At 61.3% G+C, this 15,493-nt stretch carries 17 protein-coding genes; 12 read left to right on the forward strand and 5 right to left on the reverse strand.

Annotation, left to right across the window (positions count from 1 at the left end):
- Positions 1–235 precede the first annotated feature (235 nt).
- The 4 genes from ftsY to rpoH all read left to right on the forward strand — a co-directional run bounded on the left by ftsY (position 236) and on the right by rpoH (position 4,345).
- The gene (gene ftsY / locus BUE38_RS19975; RefSeq protein WP_073437007.1) at positions 236–1,675 is read left to right on the forward strand and encodes a signal recognition particle-docking protein FtsY; all 1,440 of its coding nucleotides are present in this window, start codon (positions 236–238) and stop codon (positions 1,673–1,675) included.
- Positions 1,672–2,340, forward strand: a complete 669-nt coding sequence (gene ftsE / locus BUE38_RS19980) for a cell division ATP-binding protein FtsE (RefSeq protein WP_073437008.1) — start codon at positions 1,672–1,674, stop codon at positions 2,338–2,340. The genes ftsY and ftsE overlap by 4 nt, the downstream gene beginning before the upstream one ends.
- On the forward strand, positions 2,337–3,323 hold the full coding sequence (ftsX, locus tag BUE38_RS19985; RefSeq protein ID WP_073437009.1) for a permease-like cell division protein FtsX: 987 nt from the start codon (positions 2,337–2,339) through the stop codon (positions 3,321–3,323). Before ftsE ends, ftsX begins: the two co-directional genes overlap by 4 nt.
- 152 nt (positions 3,324–3,475) lie before the next feature.
- Positions 3,476–4,345, forward strand: coding sequence for an RNA polymerase sigma factor RpoH (gene rpoH, locus BUE38_RS19990; RefSeq protein ID WP_073437010.1), 870 nt, complete (start codon positions 3,476–3,478; stop codon positions 4,343–4,345).
- Between the two features lie 75 nt (positions 4,346–4,420).
- Here rpoH and slmA read toward each other — a convergent pair whose 3' ends face one another.
- The 5 genes from slmA to coaBC all read right to left on the reverse strand — a co-directional run bounded on the left by slmA (position 4,421) and on the right by coaBC (position 9,544).
- A complete protein-coding gene (gene slmA / locus BUE38_RS19995; protein ID WP_073437011.1) occupies positions 4,421–5,032 on the reverse strand; it encodes a nucleoid occlusion factor SlmA in 612 nt (203 codons plus the stop codon).
- 86 nt (positions 5,033–5,118) lie between these two features.
- The gene (gene argB / locus BUE38_RS20000; protein ID WP_073437012.1) at positions 5,119–6,045 is read right to left on the reverse strand and encodes an acetylglutamate kinase; all 927 of its coding nucleotides are present in this window, start codon (positions 6,043–6,045) and stop codon (positions 5,119–5,121) included.
- 116 nt (positions 6,046–6,161) lie between these two features.
- Complete coding sequence (locus BUE38_RS20005; RefSeq protein WP_073437013.1) at positions 6,162–7,547, reverse strand: phosphomannomutase/phosphoglucomutase; 1,386 nt, start codon at positions 7,545–7,547, stop codon at positions 6,162–6,164.
- A gap of 136 nt (positions 7,548–7,683) precedes the next feature.
- Positions 7,684–8,166, reverse strand: a complete 483-nt coding sequence (dut, locus tag BUE38_RS20010; protein WP_073437014.1) for a dUTP diphosphatase — start codon at positions 8,164–8,166, stop codon at positions 7,684–7,686.
- Between the two features lie 70 nt (positions 8,167–8,236).
- Positions 8,237–9,544 carry a bifunctional phosphopantothenoylcysteine decarboxylase/phosphopantothenate--cysteine ligase CoaBC gene (coaBC, locus tag BUE38_RS20015; protein WP_073437015.1) on the reverse strand — a complete coding sequence of 436 codons (1,308 nt, stop codon included), beginning with the start codon at positions 9,542–9,544 and terminating at the stop codon, positions 8,237–8,239.
- Positions 9,545–9,722: 178 nt separating this feature from the next.
- Here coaBC and radC point away from each other — a divergent pair, with 178 nt between their 5' ends.
- The 8 genes from radC (at position 9,723) to BUE38_RS20055 (ending at position 15,493) form a co-directional block, all read left to right on the forward strand.
- Entirely contained in the window at positions 9,723–10,397 is a 675-nt protein-coding gene (radC, locus tag BUE38_RS20020; protein WP_073437016.1) for a RadC family protein, read from the forward strand.
- A 348-nt stretch (positions 10,398–10,745) separates the two neighbouring features.
- Positions 10,746–10,982: a 50S ribosomal protein L28 gene (gene rpmB / locus BUE38_RS20025; protein ID WP_073437017.1), complete on the forward strand. Its 237-nt coding sequence runs from the start codon at positions 10,746–10,748 to the stop codon at positions 10,980–10,982.
- Between the two features lie 43 nt (positions 10,983–11,025).
- Positions 11,026–11,181, forward strand: coding sequence for a 50S ribosomal protein L33 (rpmG, locus tag BUE38_RS20030; protein WP_021819788.1), 156 nt, complete (start codon positions 11,026–11,028; stop codon positions 11,179–11,181).
- 159 nt (positions 11,182–11,340) lie between these two features.
- On the forward strand, positions 11,341–12,180 hold the full coding sequence (gene mutM / locus BUE38_RS20035; RefSeq protein WP_073437018.1) for a bifunctional DNA-formamidopyrimidine glycosylase/DNA-(apurinic or apyrimidinic site) lyase: 840 nt from the start codon (positions 11,341–11,343) through the stop codon (positions 12,178–12,180).
- A 49-nt stretch (positions 12,181–12,229) separates the two neighbouring features.
- Positions 12,230–13,420 carry a class I SAM-dependent rRNA methyltransferase gene (locus BUE38_RS20040; RefSeq protein WP_073437019.1) on the forward strand — a complete coding sequence of 397 codons (1,191 nt, stop codon included), beginning with the start codon at positions 12,230–12,232 and terminating at the stop codon, positions 13,418–13,420.
- Positions 13,421–13,447: 27 nt separating this feature from the next.
- Positions 13,448–13,774 carry a putative signal transducing protein gene (locus BUE38_RS20045; RefSeq protein ID WP_073437020.1) on the forward strand — a complete coding sequence of 109 codons (327 nt, stop codon included), beginning with the start codon at positions 13,448–13,450 and terminating at the stop codon, positions 13,772–13,774.
- A 1-nt stretch (position 13,775) separates the two neighbouring features.
- Complete coding sequence (locus tag BUE38_RS20050) at positions 13,776–14,252, forward strand: acyl-CoA thioesterase (RefSeq protein ID WP_234987122.1); 477 nt, start codon at positions 13,776–13,778, stop codon at positions 14,250–14,252.
- Between the two features lie 164 nt (positions 14,253–14,416).
- On the forward strand, positions 14,417–15,493 hold the full coding sequence (locus BUE38_RS20055) for a P-loop NTPase family protein (protein WP_073437021.1): 1,077 nt from the start codon (positions 14,417–14,419) through the stop codon (positions 15,491–15,493).

Here is a 15,493-nt window from a genome sequence, read left to right on the forward strand (position 1 = left end):
TTAACGTGTCAATCAAATGGATCACCCTGTTCAATTCGATTGTCGCCTTGATGGTCGACGGCGGTGTTTCCTGTGCCGTAATTACCCCAGCACCAGAGCTTGCTGGGTTGATAACCCGACAGATTTGCGTGCCGAGTGAATAATTCAGTGCTTCAGGCATCGCCTGTTGTCCACAGTGACGGGCCGCAATGGTAGGATGTGTCGGTTCGTTCACCGGCTGAGGTGTTGGTCTTCCATGTTCGGATTTTTGAAACGCAAGAAGAAGCCCGACGTTCAGGAGCAGGCGCAGAGCGCCCTGCCCGAGAGCGCCGAGCAGGCCGATGAGACGGCTGTACAGGACGAGGTGGACGTTGATGCGTCGCAGGACACTCGTCCCGCCGAGGCTGAAAAGGCCAGGGTTGAAGAGCCCCCGGTTGAGGAGACCAGAGCCGAGGAGACCGAGGCTCGGGATGCTCTCGAATCGCCAGCTCCGGCTGATGAGCCACAGGGCGAGGAGACATCGCTGGATGAGCCGGTGGTCGAGGCGGCTGCGTCGCCTGATGGCACGCAGACGACATCCTCCCGTGAGGCTGAGTCGGCGCCAGAGCGTCAGCGGCCCGAGTCCGAGCCTCCGGCAGAGGTCACGGAGCTCGAACAGGGCTCGATGATTGTCGAGCCGACAGTTGGCCAGGTTTCCGACAAGCCTGCATTGCAGGAGAAGCCGGCGCTGCAGGACAAGCCGCGTAGCGAGAAGAAGGGCTGGTTTGCGCGTATGCGTGACGGCCTTGGCAAGACTCGAGCGAATCTGAGTGATGGTCTGGCGGATCTGTTCCTGGGCCGCAAGCAGATAGACGATGACCTGATCGAAGAGCTGGAGACCCAGCTGTTGATGGCGGATGTCGGCATCGATGCCACGTCCGAGATCATCGGGTCGCTTGCCGATCGGGTATCGCGCAAGGAGCTCAATGATCCGGATGCACTGTATCGAGCGTTGCAGGAGGAACTGGCCAATATTCTGGCGCCGGTTTCCCAGCCGCTGGCCATACCGAACAGCGGTGAAGGGCCCTTCGTGATCCTGGTTGTCGGTGTCAATGGGGTGGGCAAGACCACCACCATCGGCAAGTTGACCCAGCGCTTCCAGCGTGAAGGCAAGAGCGTCATGCTCGCCGCCGGTGACACTTTCCGTGCGGCGGCGGTGGAGCAGCTCAAGGTCTGGGGCGAGCGCAACAATGTGCCGGTGGTTGCTCAGCACACCGGTGCCGACAGTGCGTCGGTCATCTTCGATGCGGTGTCGGCAGCACGTGCACGCAAGGTCGATGTGTTGATCGCGGATACGGCTGGGCGCCTGCACAACAAGAGCCATCTGATGGAGGAGCTCAAGAAGGTCCATCGGGTAATGGGCAAGATTGATGCCGGCGCACCCCACGAAGTCATGCTGGTGCTTGACGCTGGTACCGGTCAGAACGCCCTGTCCCAGGCGGCGACCTTCAACGAGGCGGTACCGGTGACCGGCATCACTTTGACCAAGCTCGATGGCACGGCCAAGGGCGGCATTATCTTTGCGCTGGCGCAGCAGCTCAAGACGCCGATTCGCTTCATCGGAGTCGGGGAGACCCTCGACGATCTGCGGCCATTCGAGGCCAGCGAGTTTGTCGATGCCCTGTTCGATCAACGCTCGGGTGATGCCAACGAATGATCGAGTTCGATAACGTCGGCAAGCGTTACGGTGGTCGTTTCGATGCGCTGGCTCATTTGAGCTTTCGCATCGAGCGGGGGGAGATGGTGTTCCTCACCGGACATTCCGGCGCCGGCAAGAGTTCGCTGCTGAGGCTGGTCATGCGCCTGGAGCGCCCCTCGCGGGGCCGGGTGCTGGTCGCCGGTCACGATATCGACCGCCTGCACCACAGTCAGCTGCCGTTCTATCGGCGCCAGATCGGAGTGGTGTTCCAGGATCACCAGTTGCTGTTTGATCGCTCGATCTATCACAACGTCGCCCTGCCGCTGGAAATCCGTGGCCTGTCTCCGCGCGATACCGCACGCCGGGTGCGCGCGGCGCTGGACAAGGTCGGGCTGCTGCATCGCGAGAAGGCCCTGCCTATCGAACTTTCCGGTGGGGAACAGCAACGTGTGGGCATTGCGCGGGCGGTGGTCAACAAACCATCGCTGCTGCTGGCAGATGAACCCACCGGTAACCTCGACCCACAGCTGTCGGCGGACATCATGGCGCTGTTCGAAGATTTTCATCACATTGGTACTACCGTCATGATTGCCAGTCACGACCTGGCGCTGATTGCACGTTTGCGCCATCGTACGCTGCGGCTTCGGGACGGTCGCCTGGTGGCCGATGAGGAGGGGGCATGAGCAAGGCCGGTGAGCGCCAGCAGGTGACACGTCCACGTGGGGCTCGTCAGCAGTCAGTCGAGACTCAGGCTCAGTGGCAGGCATGGAGCCGACATCACCGCGCCATGTGTAGCGACAGTCTGCGCCGGTTGGTCAAGCAGCCGGTGGGCAGCCTGTTGACCATGCTGGCGATTGCCATTGCGCTGGTGTTGCCCAGTGCCCTGTGGCTGACCCTCGACAGTGCCCGCCTGGTCAGTGCCGAACTGGACGCCAGTGCCACCCTGACCGCCTACCTCGAAAGCCGTGTTGATGAAGGGGAAGCCGGGCGCATCCAGCAGGCCCTCGAGGCTCAGCCGGATATTGCTGCAACGCGCTTGATCACCGCCAGTGAGGGAATGGAGGAGTTCCAGCAGGCACTGGGACTGGAAGATGCCCTGGCGCGTCTGGATACCAATCCGCTACCGGCAACGGTCGTCATTACCCCCACTGATCCGCTACCGGAGAAGATGCGGGCCCTGGCCGAACGGCTGGGCGAGATGAGCGGGGTCGAGGAAGTTCGCCTGGATCTGGCCTGGGTCGAGCGGTTGCGCCAGTTGACGGAGGTCGGGCGGCGAGTGACCTTCGCCCTGGCGGTGCTTTTCGGTCTGGGCGTGTTGCTGGTGGTCGGCAATACCATTCGTCTCGCCGTGGAGAACCGCCGCAAGGAGATCGAGGTGGTGACGCTGATTGGTGCCACCCACGCCTTCGTGCGTCGTCCGTTTCTCTACAGCGGTGCCTGGTATGGCATGGGGGGAGGGCTCATCGCCCTGCTGCTGTTGACTCTGGGGAGCGACTGGCTGGCAACACCAGTGGCAGCACTGGCGGAGAGTTACGGTGCGCACTACACCTTGCCGAACCTGGGTCTCGTTGGCTCTACAACACTGCTCAGCTGTAGTACAATATTGGGCTGGTTGGGTGCATGGATAGCGGTCAGTCGCCATCTGGCGGGCATCAAGCCCCGCTGAATCCGGCCCCGACAGAATGCTCGTTATCTCGATAACCCTGTTATCCAGTAAGCGAATTGCGATATCTGCGACTAAAGGGGAACTTTCACCGTTCATCGTTCTCCAATGGGTCGTCCAGACATCATGTTGGTCTTCAAGGAGACAACCTGCACATGAGCAACAGTCTTCTGCCGGTCGGTCATCTTTCTCCGGGTCATGACCTCAATGGCTATATCCAGGCAGTCAACCGCATCGCCGTATTGAGTGCCGATGAGGAGCGTGAGCTTGCCTGGCGTCTCCAGGACGAGGGCGACCTCGACGCGGCTCGTCGTCTGGTCATGTCCCATTTGCGTTTTGTCGTGCACATTGCACGCAGTTACTCCGGTTATGGGCTCCCCCAGGCGGACCTTATCCAGGAAGGCAATGTCGGCCTGATGAAGGCCGTCAAGCGCTTCGATCCGAATCAAGGCGTGCGTCTGGTGTCTTTTGCCGTGCACTGGATCAAGGCGGAAATCCACGAGTTCGTGCTGCGCAACTGGCGTATCGTCAAGATCGCTACCACCAAGGCCCAGCGCAAGCTGTTCTTCAACCTGCGTGGCGCCAAGAAGCGTCTGGCCTGGCTGAACAACGACGAGGTTGATGCCATTGCGCGTGATCTCGACGTCAAGCCGGAAGTCGTGCGTGAGATGGAAGGCCGCCTGGCCTCCCACGATGCCGGCTTTGACGCGGGTCCCAGCGATGATGAGGAGAGTGCCTACCAGGCACCGGCGCATTATCTCGACGATGCCAGTCTGGATCCGGCAGCTCAGCTCGAGGACAGCGATTGGGAAGAGGATTCGTCCCGTCGCCTGCAGGGTGCCCTTGCGTCTCTCGATGAGCGCTCGCGCAATATCCTGGTGCAGCGTTGGTTGTCGGAGAACAAGGCAACCCTGCATGAGCTGGCCGATGTCTATGGTGTCTCAGCCGAGCGTATTCGTCAGCTCGAGAAGAACGCCATGAAGAAGGTGCGTGAGCAATTGGGCGACGCCATGATGGCGGCCTGATACGCAGTCTCTGATTAGCGCACGATAAGCAACGCCCGGACCTCAGGTCCGGGCGTTGCTCGTTTCTAGCCTGTATCAGGCGGGTACCGAAGCCCCGCGCAACAGTTGGGTGGAAATGGCCTGCCACTGGTCTTCCCAGTGTACGGTAGGGCGGTGCCGGTAGTCGCTGCGTACGAACTGGGCGATGCGACCCTCAATCAATGCACTGAGCAGGTTGGCCCCGGCAGTGGCGGGAATGGCCGGGCGCCGCCCTTCACGCAGCTCGGCTTCACGCAGTACCTGCTTGAACTGTGTCTCGAGGCGCTCGAACAGTTGATGGATGCGCAGTCGCAGGCGGGCGGTCTCGCCGGTCAGGACGTCGCCACCGAGTAGCCGGGATAACCCGGGGTTCTTCTCGGCAAACGCCAGTACCAGCGCCGTGATGTGATAACAGCGCGGCAGCGCCTGCTGATGATCGTCGAGGATCCGGGTGATGCGTTCGAACAGGCTTTCCTCAATGAAACTGATCAGGCCCTCATACATGCGAGCCTTGCTGGGGAAATGGCGATATAGGGCTGCTTCCGACACGCCAACCTGACGAGCCAGCGCGGCGATGGTGATGCGCTTGCCGCTGTCTTCCTCCAGCATCAGGGCCAGCGCCTGCAGAATCTGCTCTCTGCGACTGGGTGGTGTAATTGCCTGCGTCATAGATTGATTCTTTATGTTTGATGCCGCCGGATCAAGCCGGCGGGCAATGTTCCCTGGTCATTGACCGGCCACCCACGGGTAGCCGGTCAGCCCTGTCCCTGCTGCTCGACCTCCGGCCCGGTATTGGTGATCAAGGTCCCGACGCCGGCATTGGTGAAGATCTCGAGTAGTGTAGCGTGTGGCACGCGACCATCGACGATGTGTGCACTGACCACGCCTTCCTTGACCGCATCCAGAGCACAGCGGATTTTCGGCAGCATGCCGCCATGGATGGTGCCATCGGCGATCAGCTCATCGACTTCAGCGGTACTCAGACCTGTCATCACCTCGCCATCACGGTTCATCAAGCCAGCGACATTGGTCAGCAGCATCAGCTTCTCGGCGTTCAGTGCCTCGGCTACCTTGCCGGCAACGAGGTCGGCATTGATGTTGTAGCTGTTGCCATCAGCGTCGACCCCGATGGGGGCGATCACGGGGATGAAGTCGCGGGCGGCGAGCATCTCGATCAAGTCGGTGGAGACATGCTCCACTTCGCCGACATGGCCGATATCGATGATCTCCGGGGCGGTCATTTCCGGTGTCTGGTGCTTGACCTGGAGCTTGCGTGCCTGGATCTGACGCCCGTCCTTGCCGGTCAGGCCGATAGCCTTGCCGCCGCACTGGTTGATCTGGTTGACGATCTCCTTGTTGACCAGTCCACCGAGTACCATCTCGACCACATCCATGGTCTCGGAGTCGGTAACACGCATACCGCCCACGAAGCGTGATTCGATCTGCAGTCGCTCCAGCAGCTCGCCAATCTGTGGACCGCCGCCATGGACCACAACCGGATTGATACCGACTTCCTTCATCAGCACCATGTCGCGGGCGAAGGAGTCAATCAGCGCGTCTTCGGTCATGGCATTGCCGCCATACTTGACGACCACTGTCTTGCCGGAGAAGCGCTGGATATAGGGGAGAGCCTCGGAGAGGATCTCTACCACCAGGCGCGGATCGCGAGCCTGTTCGCTCATGGGGGTCATGTCTCCTTGTCGTCTTGCTGCTGCTGTTGTCTTGTTGCTGCCATCTGTCCTGCGGCTGGCGGGACGACTCTGTTCCTGAGTTCAGGTTCAGAACGGGTCGGGCAGCGTCAGGTTTGGGGTAATGTCAGAGCCGGATCAACGTCAGCCAGGGCCGTGGCGAAACGGTCGCGAATTCGGGTCAGGGCCGCCTCGCTCTCACCTTCGAAGCGCAACACCAGCATGGGAGTGGTGTTGGATGCGCGGCACAATCCCCAGCCATCGGCATAGTCGACACGAATGCCGTCGAGAGTGGTCTTGATGCCATCCTCGCCGAAGTTGCCCTGCTGCGCCAGACGAGTGACCAGGCCGAACTTGGTTTCGTCGGTGACCTCGATATTGATCTCCGGCGTGCTCAGGTTCTGGGGATAGCGGTCGAAGAAGGCATCAGCATCGCCGTCGTAGTGTGACAGGATCTCGAGCAGGCGAGCGGCGCCGTACATGCCATCATCAAAACCGTACCAGCGTTCCTTGAAGAAGATATGGCCGCTCATTTCACCGGCCAACAGGGCGCCGGTTTCCTTCATGCGAGCCTTGATCAGCGAATGACCGGTGCGCCACATCTCTGGAGTGCCACCGGCGCCCTCGATGACGTCGATCAGCTTGCCGGTGCATTTGACGTCGAAGATCACCCGGGCTCCCGGGTTGCGGTCGAGCATGTCCTCGGCAAAGGCCATCAGCAGGTGGTCCGGGTAGATCAGGCGTCCTCGAGGCGTGATGACACCGAGACGGTCGCCATCACCATCAAAGGCCAGACCGATATCTGCCTGGTGCTCAGCGACAGCCTTGATCAGATCCTCAAGGTTTTCGGGCTTGCCCGGATCCGGATGATGGTTGGGGAAAGTGCCATCAATCTCGTCGAACAGTGCAATGGTCTCGGCGCCCAGTTGCTCGATCAGCCTGGGGCCCAGCTCACCGGCGACACCGTTGCCGCAGTCGACTACCGCCTTGAGGCGGCGCCCCGGCGTGATGTCGCCGAGGATGCGCTCCAGGTAGAGGCTGCGTACATCCTGCTGGCTGACGGTACCCTGACCGCTACGCAGGTTGCCGCTGGTGATACGCTCGTACAGTGAGGTGATGGCATCGCCATACAGGGCGTCCCTGCCGAGTACCATCTTCAGGCCATTGTAATCCGGTGGGTTGTGACTGCCGGTCAGCATGACTCCAGAGGTGGCGCCTTCGAGCACGTTGGTGGCGAAGTACAGCACGGGGGTTGGAACCATGCCGATATCAATCACATCGCAGCCGCTGGCCGCCAGGCCACGGATCAGGGCGGTCTGCAGGCGAGGGCCCGACAGTCGGCCATCACGTGCGACCACAATGCGTGTTTCGCCGCGCTCCTGGGCCTCGCTGCCGATGGCCTGGCCGATAACCTCGACATTCTCTTCGGTCAAGGTGTCGTCGACAACGCCACGAATATCGTAGGCACGGAAGATAGTGGCTGGAACCTGGGGCATGAAAGCCTTCCTCTGATTGACCATGTACCGGGTATTGCTATGCACTGATGTTGGCCAGGTACTGATGTTGGCCAAGTACTTATGTGGATTCGGGGGAGCCCGTGTTCTCTGCTGGGCTCCGCGGGTCTCGGCGGTGTCAGTGCCGCCCGGAACTGCCGAACCCGCCGCCGCCTCGCAGACTTTCGCTGAAGTCATCGACGATCTCGAGCTCGGCCTGAACCACGGGGACGATGACGTACTGGGCCATGCGCTCGAAAGGCTCGAGGGTGAAGGTGCTGTGGCCACGGTTCCAGACCGAGACCATCAGTTCGCCCTGGTAATCGGAGTCGATCAGGCCGACCAGGTTGCCGAGCACGATGCCGTGTTTATGGCCGAGGCCGGAACGCGGCAGGATCATACCGGCCAGCCCGGGATCGGCAATATGGATGGAGAGGCCAGTACGCACCAGTTCGGTCTGGCCCGGCTCGAGGGTCAGTGGCTGATCGAGCAGCGCGTGTAGATCCATCCCGGCGGAGCCCTCGGTGGCATAGCGCGGCATGCGGTCCTTGAGGCGTTCGTCGAGAATCTTGACCGCCAGGCGAGGGCGTGAGGGCGTTGCAGACGAAGGTTTTGAAGACATTGCAAGGGTTCCTGGTGGAGGGAGCCGAGCGGAGGCAAGGCAAGCCTCGCCGGCTCTCCCGGTAGTCAAATCATGAAGAGCTTGTATGGCGAGGCTGGCGCTGCGCCAGGCAGTCTAGAGCACGGGTGATCACCGCCTGGGCCAGTTGTGTCTTGGGCTGTGGCGCTTCTGCCTGGCGGGCAATGCCATCGCCGTTACGCCACAGCAGGATGGCAGCATTGTCATCACTGCCGAACCCCAGATCCTGTCGGGAAACATCGTTGGCTATGATCATGTCCAGTCCCTTGCGCTCCAGCTTGGCCTGGGCGTACTGCTCGACATCGCGTGTTTCGGCGGCAAATCCTACCACCATGGGCGCGTCGGCAAGGGCTGAAATTGTCGCAATGATGTCCGGATTCTTGATCAGCCTCAGGGTAAGTCCCTGTTCACCCTCGACCTTCTTTATCTTGTGTTCGGCAGCAGCAGCGGCGCGATAGTCGGCCACAGCAGCACAGCCGATGAAGATGTCACAGTCACTGGCGAGGTCCTGTGCAGCCTCGAGCATCTGTTGGGCCGTTTCCACATCGATGCGGGTCACCCCGGCTGGGGTGGGCAGAGTGACCGGTCCGGCAATCAGCGTGACTCGAGCGCCGCTGTTGCGAGCCGCTTCGGCAAGAGCAAAGCCCATCTTGCCGGAACTGTGGTTGGACAGGTAACGCACCGGGTCCAGCGGCTCACGGGTCGGGCCGGCGGTGATCACGATATGTCGGCCATGTCCCGCGCCATCCTGATCAACCTCTCGCTGATCAACAGGGGGTGATGAACCCAGCAGTACAGCGGCAATCTCCTCCGGCTCCAGCATGCGCCCCGGCCCAACATCACCACAGGCCTGGTCTCCCTGGCCCGGGCCCAGCAGTGTCCAGCCGTCGCTGCTCAGTTGCGCGACGTTACGCTGGGTGGCGGGGTTGCGCCACATGGCTTGATTCATCGCTGGGGCCAGCAGTTTCTCGGCATCGCTGGCCAGGCACAGCGTAGTCAAGAGGTCATCGGCCTGGCCCTGGGCGAGTCGCGCCATGAGGTCGGCGGTGGCCGGGGCGATCAGAATGCGATCGGCCCAGCGCGCCAGCTCGATATGGCCCATGCCCAGCTCGGCAGCAGGATCCAGCAACGAGGTACGGACGGCGCGTCCGGTCAGGGCCTGCAGGGTCAAGGGGGTGATGAAGGCCTGAGCGCCCTCGGTCATCACCACCTGTACCTCACAGCCTGCCTGCACCAGCAGACGGGCCAGAAAGGCGCTCTTGTAGGCGGCGATGCCGGCACTGATGCCGAGCAGCACGCGTCGTCCCGGAACAGCGGGCCGTGGACGAACTGTTGGGGATGGCAGATCAGGGGCTGACATGGGGAGTCCCGCACAGATAATCGACCTCATACCTTACCACTGGTCCGGGATCATGCGTAGCCGCGCAGAGGGACAGCGGCTGTCCTTCGACCGTCTAGACTGATGGGTAGCGGCCATGGAAGGTCGCGGAACGGCACCGGGCAATACAGGGTGCCGGATGGAAAAAAGGGGGACACGGATGTCGATACGCCAATGGCCGGAGACCGAGCGGCCGAGAGAGAAGTTGATTCGTCATGGAGCGGCGGCGCTGAGTGACGCCGAGTTGCTGGCGATTATCCTGCGTGTGGGGACGGCAGGAAGATCCGCGGTGGATCTGGCCAGGGAGGTATTGGTGGCGCTTGGTGGGTTGAGGCCATTGATGGAGGCTGATCTTGAACGACTCAGCGCCCTGCGTGGTCTGGGATCGGCCACCTGGGCGCAGCTGCAGGCCGGTCAGGAAATGTCGCGTCGTCACCTGGCCTGTCAACTTGACAGGGGCGAGGCCCTGACGGCTCCGAACCTGGTGCGCCGCTATCTTACCGCTCAGTTGCGGCATCTCGACCACGAGGTGTTCGCGGCGATCTTTCTCGATACCCAGCATCGGGTAATCCGTTTCGAGATATTGTTTCAAGGCACATTGGACAGCGCCTCGGTCTACCCGCGAGAAGTGGCCAGACGCGCCTTGGCGCTGGGAGCAGGGGCATTGATACTGGCCCACAACCACCCGTCCGGTGTGGCCGAGCCCAGCGATGCCGACCGTCGTATCACCGAGCGACTACGCGAAGCGCTGGTGCTGTTCGATATTCGTGTGCTGGATCATTTTGTGGTCGGAGATGGAGAAGTGGTGTCCTTTGCCGAGCGAGGATGGGTATAATGGCGGCTATGCTCGAGAGTCGTTGTGCGTTCTGGGTTGCCGACGACTTTCGCTGTCGAGCAAGGAATCAGGAAGCTCCGCCCCGTGTATCGGGGCGGAGTCGTGTGTTGCAGCTTTTTCCGGCGTTTTTCTTGCCTGTAGGGCAGGGGTCTGGTATAAAGTGCACCCTTTGAATTCCCTTGGGTCAAAAGCACGGGGCTTATAACATGGGCTGAAGGCTCATGCCATGGCTGGAGGTGCCGTCGCGACACGTTTGCCAGACATCTGGTCCTCGTTTCGCTGCAGTCCTCGCTCTTCCCGGTTTGCCCGACAGGTTTTGAACAACTCGCCACGCGGTTGGAGGCTTCCATGTCCAAAGTATGTCAGGTTACCGGCAAGCGCCCGGTGACTGGTAACAATGTTTCACACTCCCAGCGCAAGACTCGTCGTCGTTTCTTGCCGAACCTGCACTCTCATCGTTTCTGGGTCGAGTCCGAAAAGCGTTTCGTGACCCTGCGCGTTTCCTCCAAGGGCATGCGCATCATCGACAAGAAGGGCATCGATGAGGTGCTCAGCGATATCCGCAAGCGCGGCGAAGCTGTCTAAGCCGAGCTGACGACGTTCCACGCGACTTTCTGGGAGAAACGAAATGCGTGACAAGATTCGTATGGTGTCAAGCGCCGGTACTGGCCACTTCTACACCACCGACAAGAACAAGCGTAACACTCCGGACAAGCTGGAAATGAAGAAGTTTGACCCGGTTGTTCGCAAGCACGTGATGTACAAGGAAGCCAAGATCAAGTAAGGCGAATCCACTGGCCCGCGTGGCCAGTTGATCAGCAGCTTGATGCTCTGCTTCCTCCGCAGGCGAAGCGCCTGTCTCGAGAACCCGGCCCGCAGGTCGGGTTCTTGCGTATGGCGAGGCCTCTGCTCACGCCCTTTCCATCAGCCGCCGAGATAGCCGATGCCGGAACTGCCCGAGGTTGAAACGACGAGACGCGGTATTGCGCCTCATGTCGAGGGGCGCGAGATTCGTGAGGTCATCGTGCGCGAGTCGCGCCTGCGCCTGCCGGTGCCGGACGATCTTGTGGACCGTCTGGTCGGTGCACGTTTCGATCGCCTGGCGCGGCGTGCCAAGTATCTTCTGTTGCCGTTGCAGGATGGCGACGATGCTCATCTTGAGCGCGGCACCCTGATCTGGCATCTGGGTATGTCCGGCAGCTTGCGTATCGTGCGTCTGGGGGACCTGCCCAGAAAACACGACCACGTTGACCTGGTGCTCGATGATGGCGGCATATTGCGCTATCACGACCCGCGACGTTTCGGCTTTGTCGACTGGCTACAGGGTTCTGTCGCCAATGATCCGAGGCTGGCGAAGCTGGGGCCGGAGCCGTTGTCCGAGGCCTTTGATGGTGCGCGGTTGTTCGAGATGTCGCGTGGCCGGCGTATCGCCGTGAAGCCCTTTCTGATGGACAACACCGTTGTTGTCGGCGTGGGCAATATCTATGCTGCCGAGGCACTGTTTCTTGCCGGCATCGACCCACGTCGTGCCGCCGGACGCATCTCGCGCGAGCGCTATGATCGTCTGGCTGCGGCCTGTCGAGAAGTGCTGGCAGCGGCTATTACCCAGGGGGGTACCACCCTGCGCGATTTTGTCGGTGGTACCGGCGAGCCGGGCTATTTTGCCCAGCGCCTCAATGTCTATGGCCGGGATGGAGAACCCTGCCGACGCTGTGGTGCTGAATTGCGTCTGGTGACACTGGGGCAGAGAGCCAGCGTATTCTGCGCGGCCTGCCAGAATTGACATCGGGGCTGCCATTTCTCCCTCCCCCCGTCCAAGGAATCTGATTATCGTGACTCGCTCACTGCGCCTGAAGAAGAATGCCGACCGCCGTATCAAGGCCGGTCACCTGTGGCTGTATTCCAATGAGATCGATATTGCCGAGACACCGCTCAAGGGATTCCAGGCGGGAGAGCAGGCGATCATCGAGGAGGCCAATGGCAGAGCCATCGGCCTGGCCTACGTCAACCCCAACTCGCTGATCTGTGCGCGTGTGGTGTCGCGGGACCCGAGCATGCGTCTCGACCGCTCGCTGCTGGTGCACCGTCTCAAGCAGGCACTGGCACTGCGCCAGCGTCTGTTCGCCGAACCCTTCTATCGGCTGGTACATGGCGAGGCCGATCTGCTGCCCGGACTGGTCATCGACCGCTTCGATGATGTGGTGGTGGTCCAGCTCAACACCTTCGGTATGGAAGCGGTGAAGGATGAACTGCTGGACGCGCTGGACAAGGTCATTGCACCGTCCTGTGTGGTGCTGCGCAATGACACCAGTGGACGCCGTCAGGAAGGCCTCGAGCAGCAGATCGAGGTGGTCAAGGGCACGCTACCTGAGCAGGTGTTGCTGCGCGAGAATGGCGTGACCTTCGCTGCGGCGGTGCTCGACGGACAGAAGACCGGCTGGTTCTATGATCATCGCGTCAACCGTGCCTGGCTCAACCAGCATGTAGCCGGCAAGCGCGTACTTGACCTGTTCAGCTACATTGGTGGCTGGGGGGTCCAGGCGGCTGCCCACGGGGCCAGTGAAGTGCTGTGCGTGGATGCCAGCGAGCCGGCCCTGGAACGTGTTGCCGAGAATGCGGCGCTGAATGGCGTACATGAACAGGTCGCCATTGGTCAGGGCGATGCCTTCGAAGTGCTTTCGGCGCTGCGTGCAGAAGGCGAGAAGTTCGATGTGGTGGTGCTTGATCCGCCGGCCTTCATCAAGAAGCGCAAGGATATTCCCAACGGTGAGCGCGCCTACGGTAAGCTCAACCGTGAGGCCATGCGACTGCTGGGTCGGGATGGCCTGCTGCTGTCGGCATCCTGCTCGATGCACCTGGCTCCGGAGCGTCTGACCGATGTGGTTCGCGGTGCCGTTCGCCACCAGGATCGTCAGGGCCAGATCATCTATCAGGGACACCAGGGACCGGACCATCCGGTGCACCCGGCAATCCCCGAGACGTCCTATCTCAAGGCCTTGGGTGTACGCGTATTTCGTGACTGATGGCGATCTGACGCAATGGAGGCGGGCATGACGGCAGTGCCATGGGTATTGGTTTTTGTGCACAGCAACGCCATGCTGGTAGGACATGTGAATAACCTGCTCGATGCCGCCGGCATCCATTGTGAGGTTCGTAACATGACCCTCGGAGGCGGCGCTGGTGAGCTGCCGCCTCTCGAGTGCGAACCCCAGGTCTGGGTGGCCGCACATAATCAGCAACGAGCCGAGAAGGTGATACGCGAGGCTCTGGATTCACCCGGTCGCCAGCCGGAATGGCAATGTGCCGACTGTGGGGAGCGCCTCGAAGGGGCCTTTGATACCTGCTGGAACTGTGGGGCACGACGAGAGGAGTCTTGAAGTGTCGGAAGTGGTGGATGTGTCGAAAGTGGCTGAACTCGACTGGGACCTGCCCCGACCTTTCGTGATCGAACTGGACGTGGGAGACGAGGCCATTGATCACTATGGCCATGCCAACAATGCCGAGTACCTGCGCTGGGTAGAACAGGCGAGCTGGGAGCACTCGGCCCACCTCGGGCTGACTCTGGCCGACTATCGTGAACTGGACCGTGCCATGGCTGTGCATCGCCATGAGCTGGATTATCTGGCACCGTGTTTTGTCGGAGAGCGGCTGGCCATGGCCACCTGGGTGATCGAATGTGACGGACGCCTCACACTGACGCGCCGTTTTCAACTCCAGCGTATCGCCGACGGGGTGACCCTGCTGCGGGCCCGGACCCGCTACGCCTGTATCGCACTTTCCTCGGGGCGGCCACGGCGCCTGCCTGACGCCTTCGTCAAGGGCTATGGTGACGCCGTCGTCACAACTGACGACTGAATACCAGAAATATCTACTGCTTGTCTCCTGCAGGCGACGTCGGGTGCTGTGCTGATTCAGTAAACATTCATCTGGTATTCATGTTCAGCTAACGCCTCTGTCAAGACGCCTTCGGGTGTCATCCGTAGCATCCGCGAGTGCCGAACCACACTGAGGATCTCGTGATGAGCTGCATGACTCCCTTTCAGTCCTACCGTATTCCTGCCACCGCCAAATGGGCCTTCACCACTCGGCGTGTCCAGCGTGACGACGTGCATGGTCTGGCGCCGTTGAGCGCTGAGGCGCGCTCTGGTGATCTATTGCTTTGCCGAATTCGTAGTGTCCATCAGCACCGCAGGGTTCAACTGGCCTGTGGCCGCCCCGCGGAAAGTTACCCTGGTGATCTGGTGGTACTTTGTCTCGGTGATCGCTATGCGCCGGATCAATTCATGGGGCGTGCGGCCATTGCGCCGGAGTCCATGGACCTGCTTGCCGGTGGTGGCATTGCCGGCCTGGTCGAGGCCGCCCACCATCGTATGTCCAGTCCGACCCAACTGGAGCCATTGGGGCTGCTGGTTGATCGCCATGGTCAGATCATCAACATCGACCGCTATGCCTTGCCGCAGCGCAGCGTGCCTGCGGATATCACCGTGCTGGGCGTCTTCGGTGCCTCGATGAATGCCGGCAAGACCACGGCGGCGGCCGGACTGGCACACGGGCTGCAGGCGGCGGGGCTACGGGTCGCTGGCATCAAGGCCACCGGCACTGGTGCCTTCGGTGACTATAATGCCTTTTCCGATGCCTCCATTGCGGTGACTGACTTCACGGATGCCGGGATGGCATCGACCTATCGCATGCCACTTGAGCGGATCGAACAGGGCTTTGCCAGCCTGCTGGGCCATGCCGCCGAGCAGGGCGCACAGGTTGCCGTAGTGGAAATCGCCGATGGTGTGCTGCAGCAGGAAACGGCGGCCATTCTGCAGGATTCGAGCATGATCCAGCGCCTCGACGGCATGCTGTTCGCTGCGCCGGATGCACTGGGTGCACTGGGAGGCATTGGTGTGATGGCGCAGTCCGGGCATCGTCCCTTCGCCCTGGCAGGCATGTTGAGCCTATCGGCTCTGGCAACCCGGGAAGCCGAAGCGGCCACGGGGCTGCCGGTGCTGACGCGCGAGCAGCTGTGTGATGCCGATACCATCATGGCGCTGGTGCAGCCGTATCTGCGCACCGGCACTGCCGCTGCCAGCAACTGTGCCGCCTGA

Origin of the sequence: Halomonas cupida, from assembly GCF_900142755.1 — a bacterium.
Taxonomy (GTDB): Bacteria; Pseudomonadota; Gammaproteobacteria; order Pseudomonadales; family Halomonadaceae; genus Halomonas; species Halomonas cupida.